This window comes from Streptomyces sp. Y7 (genome assembly GCF_043195415.1).
In the GTDB taxonomy this organism is placed as follows: Bacteria; Actinomycetota; Actinomycetes; order Streptomycetales; family Streptomycetaceae; genus Streptomyces.
In genome coordinates this window covers 759,121-784,842 of sequence record NZ_JBIDDQ010000001.1, presented here as the reverse complement: position 1 = coordinate 784,842, position 25,722 = coordinate 759,121, and the positions used below count along the sequence as shown (strand labels likewise).

At 71.6% G+C, this 25,722-nt stretch carries 19 protein-coding genes and 1 pseudogene; 10 read left to right on the top strand and 10 right to left on the bottom strand.

Translation table 11 applies throughout. The features are described from left to right. Positions 1–279 precede the first annotated feature (279 nt). From ACGFW6_RS03265 to ACGFW6_RS03250, 4 genes are all read right to left on the bottom strand, one after another. On the bottom strand, positions 280–1,203 hold the full coding sequence (locus ACGFW6_RS03265) for a MurR/RpiR family transcriptional regulator (protein ID WP_393504127.1): 924 nt from the start codon (positions 1,201–1,203) through the stop codon (positions 280–282). A gap of 79 nt (positions 1,204–1,282) precedes the next feature. Continuing rightward, positions 1,283–3,022, bottom strand: a complete 1,740-nt coding sequence (locus tag ACGFW6_RS03260) for an ArnT family glycosyltransferase (protein ID WP_393504125.1) — start codon at positions 3,020–3,022, stop codon at positions 1,283–1,285. A gap of 36 nt (positions 3,023–3,058) precedes the next feature. Further along, positions 3,059–4,975 carry a phosphatase PAP2 family protein gene (locus ACGFW6_RS03255; RefSeq protein WP_393504123.1) on the bottom strand — a complete coding sequence of 639 codons (1,917 nt, stop codon included), beginning with the start codon at positions 4,973–4,975 and terminating at the stop codon, positions 3,059–3,061. Positions 4,976–5,161: 186 nt separating this feature from the next. Beyond that, the gene (locus ACGFW6_RS03250; protein ID WP_393504121.1) at positions 5,162–6,058 is read right to left on the bottom strand and encodes an N-acetylglucosamine kinase; all 897 of its coding nucleotides are present in this window, start codon (positions 6,056–6,058) and stop codon (positions 5,162–5,164) included. 256 nt (positions 6,059–6,314) lie between these two features. On the opposite strand from ACGFW6_RS03250, the gene ACGFW6_RS03245 reads away from it, so the two are divergent. The 6 genes from ACGFW6_RS03245 to ACGFW6_RS03220 all read left to right on the top strand — a co-directional run bounded on the left by ACGFW6_RS03245 (position 6,315) and on the right by ACGFW6_RS03220 (position 14,583). Continuing rightward, on the top strand, positions 6,315–7,448 hold the full coding sequence (locus ACGFW6_RS03245) for an ROK family transcriptional regulator (RefSeq protein WP_393504119.1): 1,134 nt from the start codon (positions 6,315–6,317) through the stop codon (positions 7,446–7,448). A 274-nt stretch (positions 7,449–7,722) separates the two neighbouring features. Next, entirely contained in the window at positions 7,723–9,054 is a 1,332-nt protein-coding gene (locus ACGFW6_RS03240; protein WP_393504117.1) for an extracellular solute-binding protein, read from the top strand. A 115-nt stretch (positions 9,055–9,169) separates the two neighbouring features. Then, entirely contained in the window at positions 9,170–10,081 is a 912-nt protein-coding gene (locus ACGFW6_RS03235; RefSeq protein WP_393504115.1) for a carbohydrate ABC transporter permease, read from the top strand. After that, a complete protein-coding gene (locus tag ACGFW6_RS03230; protein WP_393504114.1) occupies positions 10,078–10,980 on the top strand; it encodes a carbohydrate ABC transporter permease in 903 nt (300 codons plus the stop codon). The genes ACGFW6_RS03235 and ACGFW6_RS03230 overlap by 4 nt, the downstream gene beginning before the upstream one ends. Positions 10,981–10,982: 2 nt before the next feature. Beyond that, positions 10,983–12,737 carry a hypothetical protein gene (locus tag ACGFW6_RS03225; RefSeq protein WP_393504112.1) on the top strand — a complete coding sequence of 585 codons (1,755 nt, stop codon included), beginning with the start codon at positions 10,983–10,985 and terminating at the stop codon, positions 12,735–12,737. 13 nt (positions 12,738–12,750) lie between these two features. Further along, positions 12,751–14,583: a hypothetical protein gene (locus ACGFW6_RS03220; RefSeq protein ID WP_393504110.1), complete on the top strand. Its 1,833-nt coding sequence runs from the start codon at positions 12,751–12,753 to the stop codon at positions 14,581–14,583. A gap of 8 nt (positions 14,584–14,591) precedes the next feature. On the opposite strand, the gene ACGFW6_RS03215 is transcribed toward ACGFW6_RS03220, so the two are convergent. Beyond that, entirely contained in the window at positions 14,592–15,272 is a 681-nt protein-coding gene (locus ACGFW6_RS03215) for a nucleoside/nucleotide kinase family protein (RefSeq protein ID WP_393504108.1), read from the bottom strand. Positions 15,273–15,499: 227 nt separating this feature from the next. On the opposite strand from ACGFW6_RS03215, the gene ACGFW6_RS03210 reads away from it, so the two are divergent. Continuing rightward, complete coding sequence (locus ACGFW6_RS03210) at positions 15,500–16,996, top strand: hypothetical protein (protein WP_393504106.1); 1,497 nt, start codon at positions 15,500–15,502, stop codon at positions 16,994–16,996. Then, on the top strand, positions 16,993–17,937 hold the full coding sequence (locus ACGFW6_RS03205) for a YbhN family protein (RefSeq protein WP_393504104.1): 945 nt from the start codon (positions 16,993–16,995) through the stop codon (positions 17,935–17,937). The genes ACGFW6_RS03210 and ACGFW6_RS03205 overlap by 4 nt, the downstream gene beginning before the upstream one ends. 74 nt (positions 17,938–18,011) lie before the next feature. Here the strand turns inward: ACGFW6_RS03205 and ACGFW6_RS03200 are convergent, their stop codons facing one another. Beyond that, positions 18,012–18,983 (bottom strand): hypothetical protein, encoded by a 972-nt coding sequence (locus ACGFW6_RS03200; protein WP_393504102.1) that lies wholly within the window; start codon positions 18,981–18,983, stop codon positions 18,012–18,014. 11 nt (positions 18,984–18,994) lie between these two features. Next, positions 18,995–20,470 carry an APC family permease gene (locus ACGFW6_RS03195; protein WP_393504100.1) on the bottom strand — a complete coding sequence of 492 codons (1,476 nt, stop codon included), beginning with the start codon at positions 20,468–20,470 and terminating at the stop codon, positions 18,995–18,997. 312 nt (positions 20,471–20,782) lie between these two features. Between ACGFW6_RS03195 and ACGFW6_RS03190 the strand changes: the two are divergent. Next, a pseudogene (locus ACGFW6_RS03190) lies at positions 20,783–21,136 on the top strand (DUF5709 domain-containing protein). 25 nt (positions 21,137–21,161) lie between these two features. Here the strand turns inward: ACGFW6_RS03190 and sthA are convergent. Continuing rightward, a complete protein-coding gene (gene sthA, locus ACGFW6_RS03185; RefSeq protein WP_393504098.1) occupies positions 21,162–22,565 on the bottom strand; it encodes a Si-specific NAD(P)(+) transhydrogenase in 1,404 nt (467 codons plus the stop codon). A gap of 167 nt (positions 22,566–22,732) precedes the next feature. Between sthA and ACGFW6_RS03180 the strand changes: the two genes are divergently transcribed. After that, positions 22,733–23,941 (top strand): sulfite oxidase, encoded by a 1,209-nt coding sequence (locus ACGFW6_RS03180; RefSeq protein WP_393504096.1) that lies wholly within the window; start codon positions 22,733–22,735, stop codon positions 23,939–23,941. A gap of 163 nt (positions 23,942–24,104) precedes the next feature. On the opposite strand, the gene ACGFW6_RS03175 is transcribed toward ACGFW6_RS03180, so the two are convergent. Both ACGFW6_RS03175 and ACGFW6_RS03170 read right to left on the bottom strand, forming a co-directional pair. Next, on the bottom strand, positions 24,105–24,311 hold the full coding sequence (locus ACGFW6_RS03175) for a hypothetical protein (RefSeq protein WP_393505063.1): 207 nt from the start codon (positions 24,309–24,311) through the stop codon (positions 24,105–24,107). 126 nt (positions 24,312–24,437) lie between these two features. Then, positions 24,438–25,643 (bottom strand): beta-1,3-glucanase family protein, encoded by a 1,206-nt coding sequence (locus ACGFW6_RS03170; protein ID WP_393504094.1) that lies wholly within the window; start codon positions 25,641–25,643, stop codon positions 24,438–24,440. Between the last annotated feature and the right edge of the window lie 79 nt (positions 25,644–25,722).

Here is a 25,722-nt window from a genome sequence, read left to right as displayed (position 1 = left end):
CCGAACAGCCCGAGCGCCGACGCGGGTAGGAGACGGCGTCCACGGCTGTTCGCAATGGCGCCCGGAAGGCAGGCGGCAGTCGCACGACGGATGGGGTGACGTGCGCATGAGCGGTCCGACTGCTTTCGGCGGGCGGGTGGTGCGGTGTGAAGTATTTATATATGCCGTCCGGTTTGCAAGACGTATGAAAACATTCATGCGCGCTTTGATGTGAATGGTGCCCCTGTGATTCGGTATCCACCGGTGTGCGGGAAGTGCCCGGGCGGGCGGAACGGAAGATCAGTCGCGCAGGAAGAACTGGTGCTGGTCGGAGATGTGCTCGTAGTCCTCCAGCCGTGCCTGCGTCCGCTCCGGGTCCGCGTCGGTCATGGCCTGGAGCAGCGCGGCGGCCATCACGCCGGGCGCCGCGTAGGAGTCGAAGACCAGCCGCGATCCGGTGCCGGTGGCGAAGACGACGTCGGCGGTGTCGGCCACCGGACCGAGCGCCAGGTCGGTGATCAGGGCGACCCGCAGTCCCGCGCTGCGCGCGACCCGCACCGCGGTGAGCGTCTCCTGAGCGTGCCGCGGCATGGAGAACGCGAGCACCCAGGTTCCGCCCGCCTCACGTGACTGGAGCAGCGCGTCGTAGGCGACACTGCCGCCCTGCGTCACCAGCCGCACGTCGGGGTGGATACGGCGTGCGGCGTAGGCGAAGTACTCGGCGAGGGAGGCGGCGATCCGCAGCCCGAGGATGGTCAGCGGGGTCGACTGCGACAACAGGCGGCCGATCTCGATGACCTGGTCGGGGTCGGCGAAGTCGCGTCGCAGGTTCTCCAGGTTGTCGATCTCGGCGTCCACGGCCGCCTGCAGCTCGTTGGCGCCGTTCTCCTCGGCCGGCACCGGGCCCCCGGACAGCGCGTCCAGCGCGATCGCCTGGAGCTTCTCCCGTAGCGCGGGGTAACCGCTGAAGCCGACGGCCGCGGCGAAGCGCGTCACGGAGGGCTGGCTGACACCGACCCGCTCGGCGAGATCGGTGATCGACAGGAAGGCCGCCTCGGTGATGTGCTCGATCAGGTACTGGGCGATGCGCCGCTGCCCGGGAGAGAGCCGAGGGTGGTCGAAGAGTGCCCTGAGCTGGGATGTCGGGGACACCCCGACCTCCGGCACCGACTTTCCAGAGGTGATGGCGGATGCCTGTGCGCGCGCCTGCTGGGGCGATGGCACCGGTGCGCCTGTTTTGTCTCCCACAGTGCTTCAACATAGCTCACACACCGTGTCGACCCGGTCCGCTCATGCGCCGTACTCAGCGACGAAAGATCGTGATCGAATGCCCGACCCCGTCGATCGGCCGACTGCTGTCGATCAGTTCGGCCAGTCGTCCGGTCGCCTTCGCCGCCGCGGAGTCCGACACCACCAGCAGCCCGCGCACCTCGCGGACGTCCGCCCGGCGCGGATCCGCGGCACGGATGCCGTAGTACGACGGCACCCCGCTGCCCTTGTAGACGAGCCAGATCCGCTCGCCCCGGTACCGCTCGCGCAACCGGTCCGCGAGCCGCCCCAGGTCCTGCCCCCAGTCCACGTTGGAGTCGTGCAGCCGCAGATGTGTCTTCTCCGGACCGCCGAACGCCTCGTTGGAGTACGGCAGATAATAGGGATACGTCCGCAGCGAACTCACCGCCACGAACAGCACCAGCGAGCCGACCGCCGCCGGCACCCACCGCACGCGCACCACCAGCACACAGCCCGCCGCCACCGCCAGGAACATCGGCACGAAGACGGCGTACCGCGTGCCGAAGTCCCTCGACCCGAGCATGGCCGCGCCGAGCAGCACGGCGGTCGGCACCAGCAGATACGGCGCCACCGGCCGCAGGCGCCGTACGGCCACCAGGGTGAGGGCGCCGGCCGCCCACAGGGCGAGCATGCCGAGCGGCGTCTTCACCAGCAGTGCGGCCGGCAGGTAGTACCAGAGCGACCCCGTGTAGAGCCGGCCGAACAGGAAGCCCTGCCACGGGTAGTCCTCGAAGTCGAACTGCACCCGCATACCGTCCCGGTAGGCCTCCGGGAACGGCAGCAGGTCGACGACCAGCCCCCGCAGGCCGTGCACCGCGGGAACCGGCTGCTCCGGCGCCCAGCGCAGCCGCGGATCGACCACGAGATACGACACCCATACGACCGCGACCGCGGTCAGCGCCAGGACACCGGCGCCCGCGGCCGCCCGGCCCAGCGCCCGGGCACGGGACACCGAGGGCGCCCTCGCGCACCACACCGACAGGCCGGCGAGCGCCATGAGCACCGGGATCGCCGCGAGCATGCTCATCTTCGTCGCGAGGGCCGCGCCGAGTGCCGCCCCGGCCAACGGCACATACGGCCGGGGCCGGTGGCGGGCCCGCCACAGCAGCCAGACCGACGTCAGCACGAACCCGGCCGCCGGTACGTCCAGCGTGGCGAGCGAGCCGTGCGCGACGAGGTCGGGGGAGAAGGTGTACAGGCCGAGCGCCGTCAGACCGCCCGCCGCACCGGCGAGTTCCCGGGCGAACGCGAACGCGACGAGCCCGAACGCGAGCGTCAGGGCGATCACGGGCAGCCTGGCGAACAGCATCAGGCGCCACGGGTCGTTCCCGGACTCGTACAGCAGATGCCGCCCCAGCCGGCCCTGGTCGCCGGTGAAGGAGGCGTCGACGTGCGGATCGGCGAGGGCCACACCGACGGTCACGACCAGCTTGCCGAGCGGCGGATGCTCGGGGTTGTGGACCACCTCGTGCTCGTGCAGGTACTCGGCCGCCGTCCCGACGTACACGGGTTCGTCGATGGTCGGCGTCTGCCCCACGGCGGTCGTCACCATCGCGACGGCCATCTGCCCGAGCAGCAGGACCACCAGGAGCGGGACGAGCAGGCGCCGGGCGACGGGCGGGTCGGCGAGCCCCTCAGGAGCCGTGGTCGGGGGCGTGACCGGCTTCGAGGCCGATTGCTGTTCGAGCGCCATCATCCGCTCCGCGGCACCGTCGGCCCGGGGACGGCGGAAGCTGATTCTCGGGCGGCCCATGGGCCCACTCTGCATCAGCTTCCGCCCGGGACGCGGTTACCGCCTCAGGAGTCGTACCGACAGACCGTCCGTCGTGTAGACGGGTACGGCTCGCAGAGCGGGCGAGTTCACCTCGATCCGGTCGAACTGGCCGCGCAGCCGCTGTGCCCCGATGACAGCAACCGTGGTCCCCGCGACCGGCGGGTGTTCGGGGTCCAGGCGCAGCGACAGCACGGCGCCACGGCCCAGCACGACCCGGCCGGACACCTTGAGCGCCGGGCCGTGGTTCCTGCGCAGCGGCAGGCCGAGGTGCGTGTCGCCCTCCTGGACGTACGCGCCCCGCACCCGCAGCACGTGCGCCACGTCCAGCGTGCCGCCCTGGAGGCGCACGTCGCCCTGGCCGAGGGCGTCGGCGGACGCCGCGACGAGCACGCCGTCCTCGACGACGGTGCCGCCGTGGAAGCGGTTGTGGCCCGTCAGGGTGAGCGTGCCGGTGCCGCGCTTGGTCAGACCTCCCTCGCCGCGGATGTCGTTGCGCCAGCTGTCCGCCGCGCTGAAACCGCCGGCGGCCGCGTCGAGCGTGACGGTCACGTCGGAGTCGAAGGCGCGGTAGCCGTCCGCCGCGGCGAACAGGTCGAGGCGGCCCCACTGTTCGAAGCCGTCCAGCAGGACGTATCCGGCGGGCAGCGCGGTCGTGCGCAGCACCTCGCGGCGCTGGGCCGCGGTCAGATAGGGCTGGCGCGTCTCCAGCAGCACCTCGGCGCCCTTCGGCACGGTCAGCGGCACGTCACGGCCCTGCCGGGTCAGGACGTAGGTCAGCTTGGGCCCGACCGTGCGGGCGTTGGCCCCGCGGTCGGCGTAGGGGTCGGTGTCGGTGCCGGCCGAGTGGGCGTAGGCGTACAGCGTGTCGGCGGTGGTCCCGGTGCGCTCCTGGAAATAGGTCAGGGCCTGGGCGCGGGCGGCGGCCTTGAGAGCGGCGTTGGCCGGGTCGGCGAGTGCGGCGGCGGCCAGGGCCGTGGCCATCACGCGGCCGCCCAGGACGTCGACGGGGGAGTGCATGCCCGCGACGATCCGGGTGTGGCTGAGGTCGAAGGCGCGGGTCACCAGCTCCTGGAAGCGTTCCGGTACGGCATAGGCGTAGGCCAGGGCCGCCAGGTGCAGGGCGTTGGTGTGGCCGCTGGGGAAGCCCCCGTCCTCGGCCGCCGTCTCGCCGCGCTGGCGCAGCAGCTGCGGGGCCACGACGACCCGGGAGTCGTAGACGGGGAAGCCGAAGGTGTCCTTCTGCCCCGTGTCGACGACCTCGCTGTCCTCGTTCATCCGCCACGGACGCGGGTACTGGAAGGCGAACTTGGCCGGGTTGCCGGAGGCGAACGGACCGCGCACCGTGTCGACCAGCCGGGCCACCTGGCCGAGGTCGGAGTCGTAGGAACCGGCGCCGATCGCGGAACCGGCCGGGGCGTCGGCGGGCAGAGCGTCGCTGATCTTCCCGGCCGGCGTGCCGTCCGGGGCGCCGTTGATCGACGTGACCGCCTTCGCGCCGGTCCGGTACAGCTCCGCCAGCGGACCGAGCCCGGCGATCACCGAGTAGCTCTGGTGCTGGCGGTCGATGACGAACGCCTCCTTCGCCTGCGCCTCCGTGCGCGCGGCGGTGATCCGGGCGCAGTAGCGCATGTTGGCGCGCAGCACCTCGGGCATGAGCGGCGTGCCGGTGTTCCAGGCACCGCCGGTCTTCCACACCCGCGCGAAGCCGCCGAGGACGCGGATCACCGCGTTGGTCTCGGGCGTCAGGTTCGCGACGACGTTGGTCCGGTAGTCGTCGACGAACGCGGCCGCGGCCGTCTCGGCATGGGCGGCGGGGAGCCGGCCGGCGACGGCGGGCAGCACCACCAGCGCCGCGCCGCCACCGGCGGAGGTCAGGAGAAAGCGCCTTCTATCGAGGGGCGGGGTGGTGTGCCCCCCGGCGGGTGACGGCATGAGTGCCTCTCTCGAATTTCTTCGGCCGGACGGCCGCAAGGAGTCGAAACGAGCGACTCGACCGGTCGGGCACGCAACGGACGGGCGTGCGGCGCACGAGACGCCGGGAACCGAGATCGAGTCCGACGAGCGAAGATCTACGGGCGAGTCGTGTCGGATCCGGGATGACCCGGCGTCCGGCGGATGTCACACGAGTGAACGCGCGAGCGCCACGGCTCCCTGCACCGGCGGCACTTCCAGGCGCCGCGCCCGGGCCCCCGGCACGAGGTCGGCGAGCGCGGCGCTGAACGCGTCGTACAGGACGGGCTGCGCGAGCACGGTGCTGCCGGCGACCACCACGTCGTCCACCGGCACCCCGCGCGCGGCGAGTCGCCCGACCAGGGCGGCCAGCGAGCGGGCGCCCTCGTCGATCACCGCGCGGGCGAGCGGCGATGCCTCGGCGGCAGCGAACACCACCGGAGCGTGCCGACCCCAGTCCGCGGAGGGGCTCTTCGCGCTCTCCAAAGCCGCCCCGAGCGCGGGCACCTCGGGGACCTGGAACGCGGCGAGGAGCCCGAGCGCCAGCGCGTCGGGCTCCTCGCCGAGGTCGTGGGCCGCCCATACGGCCCGTGCTGCCTCGCGCACCAGACCGGCCGAGCCGCCCTCGTCGCCGAGGACCGCGCCCCAGCCGCCGACCTGGACCGCGGTGCCGTCGGCCAGTCGGCCGACGGCGACGGAACCGGTGCCGGCGACCAGGCCGACGCCCTTGTCCAACCCGGCGGCCGGGACGAGGAGTTCGGCGTCGCCGACCACCGACGCGGGTGCGTCGAAGTGGAGTTGGAGCGCGGTGCGGATCTGGGCGCACTGGCGCGGAGTCTCGCAGGCGTGGCCGCCCACGGCGACGGCCGACGGGCGTACGCCCTGCGGCAGCGCGTCGGCGACCAGCGCGGCCAGCCAGCCGGCGGCGGCCACGGGGTCGTGCGGCCGCCAGCCGCTGCTGGGCCGGACGTGGTCGGCGACCACGGCGTCCCCGGTGCGGGCCCGAAGATGCGTCTTGGTCCCGCCGACGTCGATACCGACCACGAGGGGTGTGGAGTCCTGCACGGAGCCTCTCTCGTCGTTGCGCCGGCACACAGGCGGTTTCGGCACAGCCTGCGGAGCGTCACGGCGGGCGAACCGTGCCTGGAATCAAGGGAGTCGGTGAACTAGGGAAGCCCCGGGACGGGCTTCTGGCGGACACGGCAGGCGAGTACCGTGAAGTTCGTTAGGAAGTTAACTAACGAAGTACAGTGCGTCAAGAGGCATCGCGCACTCGACCACTGAGCGGCCCGTGACCCGTGGGAGAACTGTGATACACGACGTGGCGGAAGCCCCCCGCCTGACCGAGAGCGCAAGCGCGGTCTTCGCTGTGCTCGCCGAGGCGGGCAGCGCGACCCGGCCGCAGCTCGCGAGCCTGGCGGGCCTGTCCAAACCCACCGTCTCCTCCGCCGTCGCGGAGCTGGAGAGCGCCCGGCTGGCGGCCCACTCCGGCACGGCCTCCGGCGGGACGGGGCGCACCGCCGCCGTCTACGGTCTCGGGCCCGCCGCCGGGGCGGTGCTCGCCGTGGACCTCGGACCCGCCCTGACCCGGGTGCGCGGCTGTGCCCTGGACGGCACCCTGCTCGCCCAGGCCACCGGGACCCGCGAGGAGGCCGCCGACGTGGTGCGCGAGGCACTCGGCGCGCTGCCCGCCGGCGCCCCGCTGCGCACCGTCGTCGTCGCGGTCGGCGACGTCACCGCGCGCGAGAAGGAGGGCGCCGGCATGCGGCCCGCCACGGACAAGGCCGGCCCCGTCTTCGACGCCATGGCCGTCGCCCTGCCGCCGGGCGTCCCGGTCCACCTCGAGAACAACGTCAACTGCGCCGCGCTCGCCGAACTGCACGAGGGTGCCGCGCGCGGCCGGCGCACCTTCGGCTACCTGCGGATCGGCGTCGGTATCGGCCTCGGCATCGTCGTCGGCGGCCAGGTGCTGCGCGGAGCCAACGGCGCCGCCGGTGAGCTCGCCCGGCTGCCCTACCCGTGGGACGACGGCCGCGAGCCGCGCCACGAGGCCCTGGAGGAGTACATCGGTGCCCGCTCGCTCCTGCGGCGGGCGGCCGAGGCCTGGCCGGAGGAGGACGGACCGTGCCCGCACACCGCCGAGCAGCTCTTCGCGAGGGCGGGGGAGGGGCGGGCCGCGGCCCGCGCGGTGATCGACCGCCACGCGGTCGACGTCGGCCGTCTCGCCGCCGCCGTGACGGCCGTACTGGACCCCGGGCTGATCGTGCTCGGTGGCAGCACCGGCGCCGACCCGCAGATCCTGCCCGGTGTGCGGGCGGAGCTCGCCCGGCTGAGCTGGCCCACCGAAGTCGTCAGCAGCGTGGTCGGTGACCTGGGCACGGTCGTGGGCGCCGCCCGGCTCGCGGTCACCCGAGGAGTCCAAACCGTGACCGAGACCGCGGGGACGAAGGATTGACGGCCTCCGACTCGATCTGCCAATGTCCGGACAAGCGCTTTCTAAGTCGGCCGGGACGCCGGCTTGGGTTGAGCATCCCGCCCGTACGCGAAGTACGGCAGCCGCACGAGGGCGTGCTTGTGCGACGACGGCCCTCATGGCCGGGGATCCCACCCGTCGAGGCGATGCGGCCGGGCGAGGCCGCGCCCCCGGAAGGCGAAGTTTCCCTCAGAACGCACCCGTGCCGCCTCGGCAGGCCCCGTGCTTCCTCCGCTACGACGAAAAGGGATCGAAGATGACCAGTGTGGGTGTGCGGCGCTCTCGCCGACTCGGTCGCGGCGGTATACGCCGTGTCATTCCCCTCGCTGCTGTGGCCACGGCAGGTGCCCTTCTGCTCTCCGCCTGCGGCGGTTCGGGGTCCGGCTCGGGCGGGACGTCCAAGTCGCTGACGTTCTGGATCTCCACGGTTCCGGGGCAGGACGCGGGCTGGAAGAAGATGGTGGCGCAGTACAAGAAGGAAGCCGGCGTCGACGTCAAGCTCGTCAACATTCCCTACGACGGCTACACCACGAAGCTGCACAACGCCGCGCAGGCGAACTCGCTGCCGGACGTGGCGGCCGTACCGGCGCTGGACCCGATCTGGTCGAACAAGCTGATCGACCTCAGCTCCATCGCCAACAACAAGAGCAACAAGATCAACGCCAACTTCCTCGCCAAGGACTCCTCCGGGAAGGTGCTGTCCATCCCCTCGGACGTCACCGCGTCCGGCCTGTTCATCAACAAGTCCCTCTTCGAGAAGGCGGGCGTCTCCTTCCCGGCCGAGCCGTCGAAGACCTGGACCTGGACCGACTTCATCGCCGCGGCCGACAAGGTCCGCGAGAAGACGGGCGCCAAGTACTCCCTGACCTTCGACCAGTCGCCGTCCCGGCTGCGCGCCATGGTGTACGAGATGGGCGGCAAGTACGTCCACGCGGACTCCTCCGGCAAGTTCTCGGTGGACGCGGCGACCAAGAAGGCCGTGAACACCTTCGTCGGCTGGAACGACGACAAGACCATGCCGAAGTCGGTGTGGACCAGCGGCGCCGACCCGTCCGCCATGTTCCAGAGCGGTGACGTCGTCGCCTACTGGTCCGGCGTGTGGCAGGTGCCGGCCTTCGCCGACAGCATCAAGAAGTTCGAGTGGGCGAGCGTGCCGACCCCGGCCCAGCCGGTGCAGGCCAGCGACGTCAACAGCGGCGGCATGACGGTCGGCTTCAACAACAACGCCGACGCCTCCGAGGCCGCGACGAAGTTCCTGTCCTGGCTGTACGAGCCGGCCCACTACCAGGCGCTGTGCGAGGCGTCCGGGTTCCTGCCGGTCGAGAGCGGTCTGGACCCGAAGTACCCCTTCGAGTCCGAGGCGGCGCAGGCGGCGTTCAAGCTCTACAACGAGTCGATCCCGCTCTACGCCCCGATCTCCGGCTATTTCAACAGCGCGCAGACGAACTGGGTGCTGAAGGGCAAGAGCCTCACCGAGGACCCGACGAAGACGGAGCTCGGCAAGGCGATCAACGGCCAGCAGTCGGCCGACAAGGCCCTGGAGAACATCGTGGCCGGCTACAACCAGCAGGTCGGCGGCGCGTCGTAGACCACAGGGCCGGGCGGTGGCGTGCGACCCGCCGCCCGGCCCTGTACTCCCACGTGATGCCGGGCTCACGGAGTCAGTCCACAGCAACCCATTCCACCAGCACGGAGTCAGGAAGATGACAAAACGCGCCTCGGACGTGTCCGCGAGCCCGCCCAGGAGACGCAGCAAGTACACCCTTGCGCCGCTCGTCCTCATCGCGGCCAACGTTGTGCTCTTCTCACTGTTCTTCGTCTGGCCGGCGGTGATCGGGCTCGTCTACTCCTTCACGAACTACACGGGGGTGGGGGCGTTCCAGTTCGTGGGGCTGGACAACTACAGCAACCTGTTCGGGGACTCCACCTTCTACGACGCGCTGAGCCGGACACTGCTGTACACCGTGCTCGTCGTCCCGCTGAACTTCGTGCTCTCGCTGCTCATCGCCAACCTGGTCGTGAGCAAGCAGGCGAAGGGCGCGTCGATCGCCCGCGTCATCTTCTTCGTCCCGTGGCTCATCTCGCCCATCGTCGTCGGTGTCCTGTGGCGATGGCTGTTCGGTGAGAACTTCGGACTGATCAACTACGTCGTCGAGAAGCTCGGTGGGGACGCGATCGCGTGGCAGTCGAACGCGGACCTGTCGCTGGGCGTGGTGGTCATGGCGGGCGCCTGGTGGGGAACGGCCTTCTCGATGCTGCTGTTCATCGCGGCGATCAAGAACGTGCCCACCTCGTACTACGAGGCCGCCTCCCTCGACGGCGCGGGCCCCTGGCGACAGTTCATCAGCATCACCCTGCCGAGCATCGCGCCCACCTCCTTCATCGTCATCCTGCTCAACACCATCAACGCGATGAAGGAATACCCGCTGTTCGTCTCCCTCAACAACGGCGGACCGGGCACGTCGAACAACCTGCTCGTCCAGTACATCTACCAGACCGGCTTCAACCGGGGCCAGATCGGCTACGCGAGCGCCGCCTCGTTCGTGCTCATGCTCATCCTGATGGCCGTCGCGGTCATCCAGCTGATCGTCAACCGGCGGGTGGAGAACCGATGACAACCACAGACATGCCACGCCCGGTCGACGGCGGGTCCGGACGGACCGTCTCCAAGAAGCGGTCCCGCGGCGGGCGCAGCGGCGGACTCCGGCAGGCGGTGTCCGCGACGACACTGCTGTGGATCATGGCGTGCCTCTACGGGCTGCCGGTGCTGTGGTTCGTCCTCAGCTCCTTCAAGCCGGCCGGGGACCTGTTCTCCCTTCCGCTGACGGTGCTTCCGCACGACCCCACCCTGTCGGGCTACTCGGCGGCGTGGGACAGCGCCAACTTCTCCCAGTACTTCGTCAACACGGCCATCGTGTGCGTGATCACGACGATCCTCACGGTGGGAGCGAGCTGCTGCACGGGGTACGCGCTGGCCAAGTACGACAACACCTGGCTCAAGGTGTTCTTCATGTGCATCCTGGCCACCACGATGCTGCCGTCCGAGGTCATGCTCGCCCCGGAGTTCCTGGTCGTCCGCGACCTCGGCCTCTACAACTCGCTCGGCGGCATCATCCTCCCGGCCGTGCTCACCGCGACCGGATGCTTCATGTTCCGCCAGTTCTTCCTGACGGTCCCCGACGAACTCATCGAGGCCGCCCGCATCGACGGCGCGCGTGAGCTGTCGATCTTCCTGAGGATCATGGTGCCGGTCTCCCGGCCCATCATGCTGACGCTCGCCATCCTGTCGTTCCAGTGGCGGTGGAACGACTACATCTGGCCGCTGCTGATGCTCAACGACCCCGAGAAGTTCACCGTGCAGATCGGCATCCAGAGCCTCGTCGGCGCGCAGAACATCAACTGGTCGGTGCTGCTCGGCGGTTCGGTCATCTCCATGATCCCGCTGATTCTCGTCTTCCTGGTGTTCCAGCGCTACGTCATGAACGCCAACATCAACGCGGGGCTGAAGGACTGACCGTGCAGATCACGCGCGACCGCGAGTTCGTCCGTGCGGTGGCCCGCGCCGCCGACCGGCGGGCCGTCCCGCCGGCGGCCCGCCCGGACGAGGAGCCGGCCGGGATGTCCCATCGCGGTCTGGCCCGCCGGGTGAGGACACTGCTCGCGGCCCACCGTTCACCGGACTCGACACTGCACGGCAGTGACCGGGCCGTCGCCGCCGCGATGACGCACCTCACCGCTCTGCGCGCCGTGCAGACCCCCTCCGGTCTCTTCGCCGGTGGCGACAACGTGCAGTCACCCCCGGATTCCGCGTTCACCGTCAACGACGTGTGCGACGCGCACGTCATCGCCGTGAGCGCGGGACCGGAACTGCGCGAGGTCGCGGACGTCCTCGCCGAGATCGCCGGCGCGGCCTCCGAGAGCCTCCGGACCGGCGGCGTGCACACGCCGAACCACCGGTGGGAACTGTGCGCGGCGCTGGCCCGGCTGCACCGGTCGTTCCCGGACGACCGGCTGCTCGACCGTATCGACGCGTGGCTGGCCGAGGGCGTCGACATCGACGCCGAGGGCCTGTACTCGGAACGCAGCCCCACCTACGCGGCCCATGTCTCCAACCCTTCGCTGCTGTTGCTGGCCGACGTGCTCGACCGCGCCGACCTGCTGGACGCCGTGGAGCGCAACCTCGCCACGACCCTGGACCTCATCAGGCCGGACGGCACGGTGGAGAGCGTCCACTCGCGACGGCAGGACCAGAATCGCCCGTTCCCGCTGGCGCCCTTCCTGCCGCACTACCGGCTGCTCGCGATCCGCACCGGCCGGGGTGACTTCAGCCGGGCGGCACGGCTGGCGGCCGCCGACGGCATCGACGACCCCGACCTGCTCGCCGAGTCCCTCCTCACCCCGGACCTGTGCCGCGTCCTGCCGGCACCGACCGCGGAGACACTCCCGCGCGAGCGGTACATCACCACCGCACGCCTCGCCGTACGCGCCTCGGCCACCGCGCACACGGTGGTGTACGGCGGCTCCGACGTGCCCGAGCACCGGCGCATCCGCTCGGGACTCGCCTGCAATCCCACCTTCCTGCGCCTGTTCGCCGGCGATGCCGTCCTCGACGCGGTCCGGCTCTCCCGGGGATTCTTCGACCTCGGCCCGTTCCGCGCCGAGGGCATGCAGCAGCTCGCCGCCGACCGGTACCGGCTCACCGAGACCCTCACCGCCGCCTACTACCAGCCGCTCCCGCCACATCTGCGACGGGACGACGGCGCCTACCGGATGGCGGACGAGGGACGCTTCTCGGCCGCGATGGCCTTCCCGGACCGGCCCCGGGACGAGGTCTCCCACACGACCCGCGTCGAGGTGGACCTGAGGGAGGACGGCGCCGACCTACGGATCGACATCAGCGGACCACGGGTGCCCTGGGCCGTCGAGATGACATTCCGGCCGGGCGGCGTGCCGCAGGGCGCCGTACCGATCGGCGAAGGACGCTGGTGCCTGACGACCGGGCGGATGACCTACCGGGTCGGTGACGACGAGATCAGGGTCGAGGCCGACGTCGAGGCGGGCGAACCGCTCGCCGGTCCGGACCGCGGGGATGTACTGCGGTACGACCCGGGGCAGGACCACACCGTGGTGGGAGGCACCGACGCTACGACCGGGAACCGTGTCTGCATAGGCGGATTCGGCCCGCACAAGCTCACCGTCGCCGTGCGCGCCCGCCGTACCGCACCTGTCGTGCGACCCCGACGAACCACGCCATGGCCATCCCAGGCATGAAGGGTTGATCCCCGTGCACCTCCCACGCCAGCTCGGTCCCCTGCACGACCTCCCCGACACCCCGGAGGCCTACGACGCCGTCCTCGCCGGTGTCGTCGAGGAGGCCCTCGCCCGGCTCACGCCCGAGGGCAGTCTCGAGCACCCGGACTGCGTCGACGACATCGGTGACACCTCACTCGGCGTCACCTCCCTGCTCGCCCTCGCCTGGCAGCGCGGCAAGGACCCCCGGCTGCCGGAGGCCGTGCGCCGCAGTCTCGCCTTCCATCTGCGGGAGCGCGTGTACACCGAGGACAACCCCGGCTACCCGAACCTGAAGGCCCGCGGCACCGGTCTGCCGTACGCCCGTTACGTGCTCGAGGCGGGCGCTCACCCCATCGGCGACTGGCCGAGCACCGTGTGGGCGCTGCTGCAGTCGGTCGACCTGCTGGACCTGGCGGAAGGGCTCGTCGAGGACGACCAGCGCGCCGAACTCGTCCGAGTGGCCCACGGCTACTGGCACTGGCTGACCGAGGCGACCTTCTTCAACCCGCAGGAGGCCGGCAACCAGGCCATCGGCTGCGTGGTCGGCGGCCTGATGCTGGCCCGCCACCTCCCCGCCGCGGACGGCGACGCGACGCGCGAACGCGCCGTGCGTCTGTACGAGGAGGAGATCCGCGCCCACCGGGTGCGCGACCGGGGCGCCCTGCTGCCTCCCGAGCACGGCGGCGCCTACGACAACAACTACGGCCCGATCTCCCTGTCCTTCCTCGCCCAGGCCCACCGCGTCAGCGGCGAGGCGGTCTTCGCCCGGGACGGCGACGCGCTCGCCCGGTACATCGACGCCCGGCTGCCCGACGGCGGCTTCGACAACGGCGGCCCCCGATACAGCGAGCAGCACAGCGGCTTCGAGTCCGTCCTCGGGCTGCGCTACTTCAGCGCCCGGATCGGCTCCGACCTCGGCCGCTACCGGGGCGACACCCGCTGGGGCCGGCACGCGGTCAAGGCGGACGGGGGCCTCGACGGGCACTTCGCGTGGATGCTGGTCTGGCAGATCCAGGACGGTACGCGCTGGCACCGCGCACCGTCCGCTTCCCCGGCCCGCCACCAACTCCGCGCGGGCGGCGTCTCGGTGGCGTTCGACGACCGGATGACCCCGTCGCTGGTCGAGGCCGCCGGCACCTACTACCTCCCGGCGGCCGTGAACCGGCAGCACGGCTTCGGCCCCGTGACGGACGGCTTCCTGTACTGCCGTCCGATGGGCGAGACCCGTGTCCGGGACGTCGAGGCCGACGGTCTGCGGGCGAAGCTGGTCACCAAGCCGGTCGTCGGCCGCGACCACGTCCTGCGCCATGTCCGGTCCCTGTACGTCACCGACGGCACGAGCCTGTGGACGACGGTCGCGGTGGAACGGCTTCCCGGCACGCCGTACCTGCTGGCGGGCCTGCCGTACGCCGCCGACGACGGCGACCGGGTGCGCCGCACCGCCGAGGGCGAGGTCACGGCGGCCGGTGAACTGCGGCTGACGCACCCCGAGGCGGACGGCGTGGACCACTTCGACGCCCGTGCCGAGCGGACCCAGGAAGAGGCCGCGTTCGCCCTGGCCGCCGACCCCCGCGGCTACGGCAACCCCGACCTGGGCTGGAGCCACCTGGTCGGCTCGACGGCCCTGGAGGCCGAGGCGGCGCCCGGTGCCCCGGACGGGCTGCACGTCTTCGCCGTGCGCTACGGGCCGGCCGGACCCTTCGCCCCCGTCTTCGCCGCCGCCGGTTCAGGTCTGACGGTCCGTACGGAGTCCTTCACCGCCGTGATCGGCGAGCCCGCGGGCGACGCGCAGGGCGAACCGGAGCTGACCCTGACGGCCGTGTAGGCCGTGGCTCACGTCCCCGCACGAGCCGCCGGCGGCTCGTGCGGGGCGGGCAGCGCCGTCACCGGCACCACCAGGTCCGCCCGGCCCCGGGTCGCGGCGACCAGTTCCGCGTTGCGCTGGTCCGAGCGCATCACCCAGGCCACCGCCTGCTCGTGGGACTTGCCGAACCGCTCGTGCCGGGCGATCAGCCGCCGCAGCCGCTCCGTCTCGTCGAGCTCGCAGAACCACACCTCGTCCAGCTGCGACCGCACCCGGACCCAGGCGCCAGTGTCCAGCAGCAGATAGTTTCCCTCGGTCACCACGAGCCCGGCCGTCGGCGGCACCGGCACGGCACCCGCGATCGGCTGCTCCAGCACCCGCTCGAAGCCGGGCGCGTACACGATCTCGTCTTCCGCGTCCTCGTGCAGCCGCCGCAGCAGAGCCGCGTACCCCGCGGCGTCGAACGTGTCGGGCGCGCCCTTGCGGTCCCGCCGCCCGAGCCGGTCCAACTCGACGTCGGCGAGATGGAAGCCGTCCATCGGCACATGCGCGACCCAGGGGTCCCCGGTTCCGTTCAGCTCCCGCACCAGGCGTTCGGCCAGTGTCGTCTTGCCCGCGCCCGGGCTGCCGGCGATACCGAGGACGGCGCGCCGGCCGTCCCGGGGGAGCGACCGGGCACGGGCGAGGAGGTCGTCGAAGGTCAAGGTCACACAGCAGAGTGTGGCATCCGGGCCGCGACGACTCCCGGCGTCGTACCGGACCCACTTGGCCGTGCGATCACCGGCTTTCGTCATTCGGCTGGCCGAACCATGCTCTGCACACCCATCCCCTACGGGTTAGTTTGTCCGTGTTTTGGATCATTTCCGATCCCCGCTGTCCCACTCGCCGGGCTGTGGGGCTCAGCCGCCCTACGGTTCGTAGGGGTGAGGGGTGGACGATGGCTCAGGGCACGAAGCCCATGCTCGTCGGTGCGGGGCGACGTGACGAGGCGCTCGTGCCGGGAAGGCCCCGGCGGACTCGCGGCGACGCCCTGCTCGCGGCGGTGGCCGCCGCCTTCACCGCCCTCCAACTCCTGCTGGTGCGGCCCTCGATGGGCCTCGGCTGGGACGAGGTCGTCTACGTCAGCCAGGTCGGCACCGAGGCGCCGGCTGCCTTCTTCAGCGCGCCCCGCGCGCGAGGCGTCCCCCTGCTGGTGTGGCCCATCGCCTCCTGGTCGGACTCCACCGTCCTGCTGCGGGTCTTCCTCGCCGTCCTGTCCGGACTCGCCCTGTACCTGGCCCTGCGCGCCTGGCGCCGCCTGTTCCCGGCCCGCGTCCTGGCGGGCGCGGGTGCCCTGTTCGCCACCCTGTGGATCACCCTCTTCTACGGCCCCCAGGCCATGCCCAACCTCTGGGTCGCCTTCGGAGCCCTGATCTGCGTCGGCTGTTTCGTGCGCGCCCGCCTCGACCGACTCGACGACCGGGCCCTGTGGGGCGTCCTGGCCGGCGCCGCGCTGATGTCGTGGATGCGGCCCACCGATGCCGTGTACGTCACCCTGCCGCTGCTCGCCGTCGCTCTGGCGGCACGGAACCGGCGCCTCGGGGCCGCGCTCGCCGCAGGGCTTCTCGCCGGCGGTCTCCAGTGGGTGATCGAGGCGTACGTCAGCTACGGCGGCCTGCGGGAGCGGCTGAACGAGGCATCCCGGATCCAGGGCGACCTCGGCTGGAACCTCGCCGTCGACGACCAGTTGCGCAGCCTGGTCGGCAGCACGCTGTGCCGGCCCTGCGACATCGCGACGCCCCCCGTGAGCGTGTACGCCTGGTGGCTCGTGCTCCCCCTGCTCGCCGCCTACGGCCTCGCGCTCGCCGTCCGCTCCGGCCGCACCGCCCGCACCCTGATCCCGCTGGCCTGCGCCACCACAGCCGCCTTCCCCTACCTGTTCCTCATCGGCTACGCGGCCCCCCGCTTCCTGCTGCCCGCCTACGCGCTGCTCGCCGTCCCGGTCGCCGACGCGCTGTTCCACCTCGTCACCGCGCCGAGCCGCCGGTGGCGTCCCGCGGTCGCCGCCGGCGTCGGGCTCGTGCTCGCCGGACATCTGGCCGTGCAGTACGCCGTCCTGGACCGCACCGTGGAGCGCACCACCGCCTCCCGCGTCGCGTGGGCCCGCTCCGCCGCCGAACTGCACCGGCTCGGCGTGCGCCCGCCCTGTCTGCTCACCGGGTACGAGGCCATCCCCGTCGCCTACTACGCCGGTTGCGACTCCGGCGCGATGACCGGCCACAACGCCAACACCACCAGGGCCGACATCCTCCACACCGCGCGCCGGGTCCCGGTCGGCGCCCTCACGGGGCCCGGCCGCAAGCCGCCCCACCACGCCCGTGACTGGGAGCCCCACCGCCTCGACGGCCTGGACGTCCACCTCGCCCCGGCGCCGCTCGCGGGCGGAACGGCATGACGTCGGAGGAGTTCCTCACCCCTCTCCGGCGCAGCAGGCTCTACTGGCACACCGCCCTCACCCTTGTCGTCCTGGTGGCGGTCGCCCTGCTGGCCCGGCGGCACTGGCCGGTGCTGGAGAGCGGCGCGGTCCGGCTGGCCGACGCCGACCGGGGCTGGCTGCTGCTCGCCGCGGCCGCCGCGCTGCTGACCTGGCCGTGCTCGGCACTCGCCCAGCAGGGCGCGGTGCCCCGCCGGTTACCGCCCGGACGGCTGCTCGCGGGACAGTTCGCCGCGTCCGCCGCCAACCAGCTCCTGCCCGCCGGGCTCGGCGCGGCCACGGTGAACCTGCGCTTCCTCATACGCCACGGCATACCGCTCGGTGACGCCGCCACCGCCCTCGCGGTCAAGGGCACCGCGGGCGGGATCGCAAGGGTCGCCCTGATCGCCGTACTCTTCGCGGCCTCCCCGGGCGCACTGCACCTCCCGCAGATCGGCGGCGGGTTCGTCGCCGCCGTGAGCGCCGCGGCCGCCGTCGCGATCCTGCTGCTGCTCGGCCCGCTGCGGCAACGGTGCATGCGGGCCCTGGCGGCGGTGCGCGTGTACGTCGGGGCCGTGCACGCGCGTCCGGCGAGGGCGTCGGCCCTCTGGGGCGGGTCACTGGCCTTCGTGGTCCTGCACTGCGCGGTGCTGACCGCCGTCACCCGCGCCGTCTCCCTGCCCCTGGCCCCGGCCCGGGTGGCGCTGCTCTACCTCGCCGCGAGCGGTGCCGCCGCACTGCTGCCCACACCCGGCGGGCTCGGGTCCCTCGACGCCGCGCTCGCCTTCGCGCTCACCGCCACCGGCGCCCCCGCCGCGGCGGCCGCCTCCGCCGTCCTCGGCTACCGGATGCTGACGGTGTGGCTGCCGCTGCTCCCGGGGCTGACGGTGCTGATCGTGCTCGTCCGGCGCCGGGTCCTGTGACTCGAGCCGCGCACCGAGCCGCAGACGGAGGAGCTGAGCCGCGAGATGGCCGACCGGCTCACCCCCGGGCCGGGTCATCCACGGGCCGTCACCTCCCGGTGCCACTTGACGAACTGCTTGTCCGGGTCGCCGGTGTACACCCACGGCGCGCGGGTGGCCCGGTGGCCGAGCATCCGGAACAGCGCCGCGGCGATGTCGTGGTCGCCCGCGTGACAGGCCGCGTGGGCCAGGTAGTTGAGGTCCCGCAGCTCGCCCGGGGCCACGTCGCCCGCGGGACGGCCCATGATCCAGCGCTCCCAGGTCCGGCGTACGTCGCTGACGGCGCCGTCGTTGCTCCAGTGCTGGCCGATGCCCATGGAGGCGTGCTGTCCCCGGGCCGCGTCCAGGGCGTAGCGGAACTCCTCGACCCGGGCGTACTGCACGAGCACCGGCAGCGGACAGCCGGACGGTGCCACGCCGGCCGCGTCGCGGGCGAAGTCGTACATCACGCCGTGCGTGCCGTGCCAGCGCGCGGAGTAGTAGTGCAGCACCTGGAGATGTCCCTCGACGCTGTACGGGTCGCGCCGGTGCAACTCGTCCCACCAGCGCCCCAGTTCCTGCCGCCGTACGCCCTTCGGATACAGGCGGGCCACCGAGATCAGCGAGATCCACGGCGTCGGGTCGTCCGGACAGGAATCGGCGGCCTTGAGGCACGACAGCACCGCGGTGTCGATGCGCCGCGTGTCGATCGGCACACCCCGGCCCGCGGAGATGGCCACGTTGAACGCCCGGGCCGTCTCCGTGGCCGCCCGCAGCACCAGCGCGTCGCCGCTGTGCGGTTCGGCGGCCAGCCACGACTCCACCGTGGAACTGCTCGCGCAGGCCTGCGCCAGCAGCCGGACCCGGTGGCCCCGCACCAGCCAGTCGGGCCCGGTCGAGCACAGCAGTTCCCGCAGTCCCTGCCAGCGGCCGATGACGATGTCCTGGCGGGCGCTGGTCAGGGCCAGGTCCCCGCAGTCGGGGTCGAACTCGGGAGTGAAGTCGCCTCTGGAGTTGCCTCGCGCCATCGGGGTCTCCCTCAGAAGTCGGTCGGAAGACCCTCGTGGACGAGGGCGTTGTCGCCGCCGCCACCGCCGGCCGGGACGTAGTCCGCCTGGACGGTCTGTGTGGCGTCCAGCTTGGCCGGCCGGTAGTAGTCGCTGCCCTGCCGCCAGTACCAGAACATCGGGATCAGACCGGCCGCGATGCCGCCGAAGCCGATCGCGAGCGCCGAACCGCTCAGCTCGCCCAGCGACTCGAAGAAGATCCAGAACATGAACAGGGCACCGAACAGCGGCCACAGGCCGCCGAGCACGAAGTCGCCCACCGACGTCAGCAGCATCTTGCGGTAGGCGACGACGGCGGCGAGCCCCGTCAATCCGTAGTAGACGGCGATCTGGAGGCCGATCGCCGAGATGGCGTCCGAGAGGATGTCACCCACCGAGCCGAGGGCGTTGGAGGCGATGAACATCCCCAGCGCCACCACGCCGACCACCGCGACCGCCACCCACGGCGTGTTCCAGCGCTGGTGCACCTTGCCCAGCGCGGACGGCATCGTCCGGTCCCGGCCCATCGCGAACAGCGAGCGCGTCACCTGGATGAGTGTGGTCTCCAGCGTGGCTATCGTGGACAGCATCACGGCCACGATCAGCAACTTGCCGCCCCAGCCCGGCCACACCTCCTCACCGAGCACCGCGAGCACATTGGCGTCGTTGTCCTGGATCTGCCGCGAGGAGAGGATGACGTTCACCGCGATCGTGAACACCTCGAACAGCAGAAACACGATGCCCACCCCGATGAGCCCCGCGAGGCCGGTCGTACGGCGGCTGTTGCGGGTCTCCTCACTGAGGTTGCTGGTCACGTCCCAGCCCCAGTAGTAGAACGCGGCGATCAGCGCCCCCGACGCGAACCCCGCCACCCCGTCGAAGTGCCCGAATCCCAGCCACGACCAGTCGAAGACGTGGGCGCTTCCCGAGTGGAAGACGGCGAGCACGGCGAACAGCGCGAGGATGACCAGCTCGACGCCGGACATCACGATCTGTGCCCGGACCGTGAGCCGCGCACCGCCCAGCACCACCAGCAGCATGACCAGGAACCAGCAGGCACCGACCAAGGTCGACAGCGCGGTGTCGTCCGCGAGTTCCTCGTCGAACAGGGCCAGCGTCATCGAGCCGGCGGGCAGCGAACCCGCCACCATGAAGATGGTCGTCGAGATCACCAGCGCCCAGCCGCTGATGAAGCCGAGAAAGGGATGCAGCGTCCGCCCGACCCAGGAGTAACTGGCGCCCGCGTTCACGTCGATACGGCCGAGCCGGCTGAACGCCAGCGCGATGCCCAGCATCGGTATCGCGCAGTACAGCAGCGCCGCCGGGCTGGCCAGGCCCACCGCGCCCACGAGGACCGCCGTGGTCGCGGCGATCGAGTACGCCGGGGCGCTGCCCGCGACCGCCATCACCACCGTGTCGAACGTGCCGAGGACATTGGCCTGCAGCCCTCTGCCCCTGTTGTTGCTCATGGATGCGCCGCTTTCGGTCGTGCACGACGCGAGGGCGACGGCCCCTGCGCCGTAGAGGGGGGTGGGGGGTGGAACAACGCCACGAACCGGAGAGGGATGACCTCGGGTCAGGGGCGGCTGACAACGGGTGGCGGACACTGTACGCCGTTGCGTCGCTGTGCAGTCACGCCGTGTGTCCGAGTGATGATAGCCACACTCTTTGAGGCTTCAAGTGCCACCGGATCTTCCTGGGTTGGAGATCGCGCGACGGGATACGCGGTGACAGGACAGGCACGAACACGCCGGCCGACGCGCGTGAGTGAGGAGGCAGCCATGGGCACCGACCGCACGCCCTTCGATCCGATGGCCGACGATGCGTACCAGCCCACCGGCGGCAACGAGGAACAGTAGGACGCCGCACCGTTCGACCCGCAGGACACCGTGGACGAGCGGAGCTACGACGACACCCTCGACGAGGGCTACTCACCTCCGGAGAAGCCACTCGGCGTGACCCGGTACGGCACCACGGCCGCCGAGCAGCACGACGGCGAGAGCCTCGACCAACGGCTCGCCGAGGAGGTTCCCGACGCCGACCGGGGCATCGACGGCGGGGCGGCCGGTGCCGAGGAGGCCGCGATGCACGTGGTCGACGACGAGCGGCTGCCTCAGGGCGACGAGGGGCCCTGAGGCACGATGTCCGGCCGCTGGTCCCTCAGTCCCCGATGTGGTCGATCTGGCGGAGCCGGTTCGTCGCGTCCAGGGCCGCGACCTTGTAGGACTCGGCCAGCGTCGGGTAGTTGAACACCGCGTCGACGAGATAGTCGACCGTTCCGCCGCAGCCCATCACCGACTGCCCGATGTGGATGAGCTCCGTCGCCCCCGTACCGAAGCAGTGCACGCCGAGCAGCGTGCGGTCCTCCGGGGACACCAGCAGCTTCAGCATGCCGTGCGAGTCGCCGATGATCTGTCCGCGGGCCAGCTCTCGGTAGCGGGAGATGCCGACCTCGAACGGCACCCGGTCCTCGGTGAGCTGGTCCTCGGTGCGCCCCACGAAGCTGATCTCCGGGATGGTGTAGATCCCGATCGGCTGGAGGTTGTGCATCCGCCCGACCGGCTCCCCGCAGGCGTGGTACGCCGCCGAGCGCCCCTGCTCCATCGACGTCGCGGCCAGCGCGGGGAAGCCGATGACGTCGCCGACGGCGTAGATGTGCGGCACCTCGGTGCGATAGTGCTCGTCGACGGTGATCCGGCCGCGCCGGTCCGCGGTCAGCCCGGCCTTGTCGAGGTCCAGTTCGTCGGTCAGGCCCTGCCGGCCCGCCGAGTACATGACCGCGTCGGCGGGGATCTTCTTGCCGCTCTCCAGGATGGTCAGTGTCCCGCGGGCATGCCGCTCCACCGCGGCGACCGTCTCGCCGAAGCGGAACGTCACGGCGAGGTCCCGCAGGTGGTACTTGAGCGACTCGATCACCTCGACGTCGCACATGTCGAGCATCCCCGCGCGCTTCTCCACGACGGTGATCTTGCTGCCGAGCGCGGCGAACATCGAGGCGTACTCCATGCCGATGACCCCGGCGCCCACGATCACCATGGAGCGCGGCACCCGCTCCAGCGCGAGAACGTTGTCGGAGTCCAGGATCGTCCGGCCGTCGAACTCGACACTGTCCGGCCGTGCGGGCCGGGTTCCGGTGGCGATGACGATGTGCTCGGCGGTCAGCAGCCGCTCCTGGCCGGTGACCTCGCGCAGGGCGACGGTGTGCGGGTCGACGAAGCGGCCGGTGCCGGCGTAGAGGGACACGTGGTTGCGGGAGAGCTGGCTGCGGATGACGTCGACCTCACGGCCGACCACGTGCTGGGTACGGGCGGTGAGGTCGGCGACGGTGATGTCGTCCTTGAGCCGGTAGCTCTGGCCGTACAGATCGCGCTGGGTGAGACCGGTCAGGTACAGCACCGCCTCGCGCAGGGTCTTGGAGGGGATGGTCCCGGTGTGGATGGAGACACCGCCGACCATGTCGGGGCGGTCGACCACGGCGACGCGGCGGCCCAGCTTGGCCGCGGCTATCGCGGCCTTCTGGCCGCCGGGGCCGGATCCGATGACGAGCATGTCGAAGTCGGGCACCTCCGGAGTCTGTCAGCCGGGTGACCCCTTTCGAAAGGGTGAGCCGTGCACCATTGCCCGGGCGAAGTGCGCGGAGAGCGGCGGAGGTTGTGCCTCCGCCCCGCCCGAGCCCGGGACGCCCCGCTTCACCGGCGCGATCTCGTGCCCGCGGGTCGATAATGACGGGTATGGGTCATCGACTCGCCGACGCGAGCACGCCGGCCCGGCTGGCCGCCCCGGACGAGGGCATCGGCCGGGACGAACTGGCGCTCGCGACCCGCAACCACGGTCTGCCCCTCGAAGCCCTGCGCCACGACATCACCCCGCCGGGCCTGCACTACGTCCTCACCCACTACGACATCCCGTACGTCCCCGACGGCATGCCCTGGCCCCTGGCCCTGGACGGCCTGGTGCGCCGCCCCCTTCACCTGGACCTCTCCGACCTGCGCGAGTTTCCGCAGGTCACCACGCGCGTCACGCTGGAGTGCGCCGGGAACGGCCGGGCCCTGCTGACCCCCCGGCCGGTGAGCCAGCCCTGGCTGGTGGAAGCCGTCGGCACCGCCGAGTGGACGGGCGTGCCGCTGCGGCTGCTGCTCGCCGAGGCCCAGATCGCGACCGGCGCGGTCGAGGTGGTCTTCACCGGCGCCGATCACGGGGTCGAACGCGGCGTCGAGCAGGACTACCGGCGCGCCCTGCCCGTCGAGGTCGCCACGGGCGACGATCCCGAGGTGCTGGTCGCGTACGCGATGAACGGCGCACCGCTGCCCCCGCAGCACGGCCGCCCGCTCCGGCTGATCGTGCCGGGCTGGTACGGCATGGCCCAGGTGAAGTGGCTGCGCTCCATCACCGTCGTCGACGAGCCGTTCACGGGGTTCCAGCAGGCCGTCGCCTACCGGCTCCGCCGCGACCCCGGGGACGCGGGCGAGCCGGTGACCCGGATCGCGCCGCGCGCCCTGCTCGTGCCACCCGGATTCCCGGACTTCATGTCCCGGCACCGCGTGGTCCGGCCCGGCCCGGTGGCGCTGGAGGGCCGCGCCTGGTCCGGACGCGCGCCGGTGACGCGGGTAGAGGTCAGCACGGACGGAGGCCACACCTGGGAGGACGCCGAGCCGGCACCGGACGACGGGCAGCGGTGGGCCTGGCGGCACTGGCGCCACGACTGGACGGCGACCCCCGGTGAGCATGTGCTCAGCGCACGGGCGACCGACGCCGAGGGCCACAGCCAGCCCCTGGAGCAGCCCTGGAACCGCGGAGGCTTCGCCAACAACCTCGTACAGCGCGTACCCGTGCTGTGTCTGGACGCCGAGGACACCCTGGACGCCGTGCACGCCGAGGACGCCCTGGACGCCGCGGACGGCACCGACGGTGACGAGGCCGAGGAAGCCACGGGGCGTTGATCAGGGGTGAGGGCAGGCGGCCACAGCGGGACCGGCCTGACGCAGGGCGGGGCGGCGGGCATGCAAGCCGGCGGCAGACCCGCAGGTCGGGGTGGCAGGCGCGCGAGGTCGCCCCGGGTTCCTGCCGCCCCGGGGCGGACCGCGCGGATCGGTGGGGTTATCGCTAGGGCAGGAGCTTGTCGAGGGCGGTCGCTCCCTCTGCGGCCAGCTTGCGCTTGGCCCATTCCAGGTTGCGCGGGGTGAGGTCCTTGCCTGAGGCAAGCACGATGTCCTCGGGGGACACCTCGGTGCCGGTGCGGGCGTGGAGCAGGTCGTCCGGGGTGGTGCGGTCCTCGGACGGCCCGGACGCTTCGGGCTGGGACGTCGGCATCATCTCTGCTCCTCGGATCCGGGTGACTTCGGGCCCGGTGCGGTCATCGGGTCTGCTATCACCATTCAACGCCTGAGCGGACCCTGCATCCGGAAGGCCCCGGGACCGCGCCCCCGCACGGCTCGCTCAGCCCTCGAAAGGCGTGAGTGTCAGCGTGATCCCCGTCGGCGCCGTGTCCTGGATGTACGAGGCGAAGTCCGCCACGTCGTCGAAGGCGAAGCCGTACGCCTTGCCGTCCTCGGTGGCGGCGTGCATCGCCCCGGCGTAGTGGTTGCTCAGGTCGGTCCGGTAGAAGGTGGCCGGGTCGGTCGTCGGCTGCGCGGGGTGGCTGAGCAGGGTCGAGCGGTTGAATCCGGCACCGAGGACGGCGGCGACGGGGCCGGTGGTGCCGTCGTTGGGGGCGGCGAGGTTGCCGTCGCAGAACAGCACGTCCCGGGTCGTCGGCCTGGCGAAGGACACCTGGGCCGGTCCGTCGAACGTGAACCGGTCACCGCGCACCCGCCCGGTGAACGTCCCCGCGTTGGTGGTGACGGTCAGATCCCGCCCCGTGTAGGTGCTCCACACCTCGTCGATGTACGGGGCGAAGTAGTCCTTCGCGAACAGCCCGGCGTCCAGTCCGTGCCCCGGGGCGATGATCCGGGTGTCGTCCACGACGAGCCGTGCGAACGCCTCGGCCTCGCGCACCGCGGCGAACGCGGCCGCACGTCCGCCGGAGCGCAGCTTGCCCGTCGACTGGTCCTTGGCGCCGGTGAGCCGGATGCTCATCGGCACGCTGAACATGTCGACCATGGTGGTGTTGCAGAACATCCCCGACGCGTTGTACGTGAACTCGGCGCAGTCGTGCAGCACCGGGTAGTTGGGGTCCGAGGTGACCCAGCCGGCCGGGTACTGCAGCGCCGCGTTGCCGTTGCCGTCCGCGACGGCCTTGAACTTGAGCTTCTCGCCGAGCGCCACATAGATACGGCCGGACATGTAGGGCAGGGAGAGCCTGGTCTCGCCGCCGGACAGGGAGATGGCGTAGTCGGTGAAGCCGTCGGAGCCGTTGTCCGACAGTGCGATCGGCGCGAGGTCGCCGTCCGGCGTGAGGCGGACCTGCTTGCCGTCCTGGTTGCCGACTATGTACAGGTGGATGTTCGCGTTGTCGAAGGAACCGCTGTCGTTGACGACGGTCAGGGGCAGCGAGCCCGCCGCGGCCTGCGCGTCGCCGCTCGCTGACGTGCCCGCGAGTGCGTACGGGGCCACGGTGGCGGCGACGGGGACGGCCACGGCCGCGCCGCCGAGGGCGAACAGGAGCCTGCGACGACCGAGGGGGCGCTGATGACGGGAAGTCATGTGGGGGATCTCCCGGAGTGCTTGTGGGGGTACTGGAGCTGCGGCAACGACCCCTCGCCAGGGTGAGAGCGCTCTCGAA

What these genes read in the sequence shown, in the direction of transcription:
- ACGFW6_RS03260 (WP_393504125.1), bottom strand. Translation starts at nt 3,022, where the DNA reads ATGGGCCGCCCGAGAATCAGCTTCCGCCGTCCCCGGGCCGACGGTGCC.
- ACGFW6_RS03255 (WP_393504123.1), bottom strand. Translation starts at nt 4,975, where the DNA reads ATGCCGTCACCCGCCGGGGGGCACACCACCCCGCCCCTCGATAGAAGG.
- ACGFW6_RS03240 (WP_393504117.1), top strand. Translation starts at nt 7,723, where the DNA reads ATGACCAGTGTGGGTGTGCGGCGCTCTCGCCGACTCGGTCGCGGCGGT.
- ACGFW6_RS03235 (WP_393504115.1), top strand. Translation starts at nt 9,170, where the DNA reads ATGACAAAACGCGCCTCGGACGTGTCCGCGAGCCCGCCCAGGAGACGC.
- ACGFW6_RS03230 (WP_393504114.1), top strand. Translation starts at nt 10,078, where the DNA reads ATGACAACCACAGACATGCCACGCCCGGTCGACGGCGGGTCCGGACGG.
- ACGFW6_RS03210 (WP_393504106.1), top strand. Translation starts at nt 15,500, where the DNA reads ATGGCTCAGGGCACGAAGCCCATGCTCGTCGGTGCGGGGCGACGTGAC.
- ACGFW6_RS03205 (WP_393504104.1), top strand. Translation starts at nt 16,993, where the DNA reads ATGACGTCGGAGGAGTTCCTCACCCCTCTCCGGCGCAGCAGGCTCTAC.
- ACGFW6_RS03200 (WP_393504102.1), bottom strand. Translation starts at nt 18,983, where the DNA reads ATGGCGCGAGGCAACTCCAGAGGCGACTTCACTCCCGAGTTCGACCCC.
- ACGFW6_RS03195 (WP_393504100.1), bottom strand. Translation starts at nt 20,470, where the DNA reads ATGAGCAACAACAGGGGCAGAGGGCTGCAGGCCAATGTCCTCGGCACG.
- ACGFW6_RS03180 (WP_393504096.1), top strand. Translation starts at nt 22,733, where the DNA reads ATGGGTCATCGACTCGCCGACGCGAGCACGCCGGCCCGGCTGGCCGCC.
- ACGFW6_RS03175 (WP_393505063.1), bottom strand. Translation starts at nt 24,311, where the DNA reads ATGCCGACGTCCCAGCCCGAAGCGTCCGGGCCGTCCGAGGACCGCACC.
- ACGFW6_RS03170 (WP_393504094.1), bottom strand. Translation starts at nt 25,643, where the DNA reads ATGACTTCCCGTCATCAGCGCCCCCTCGGTCGTCGCAGGCTCCTGTTC.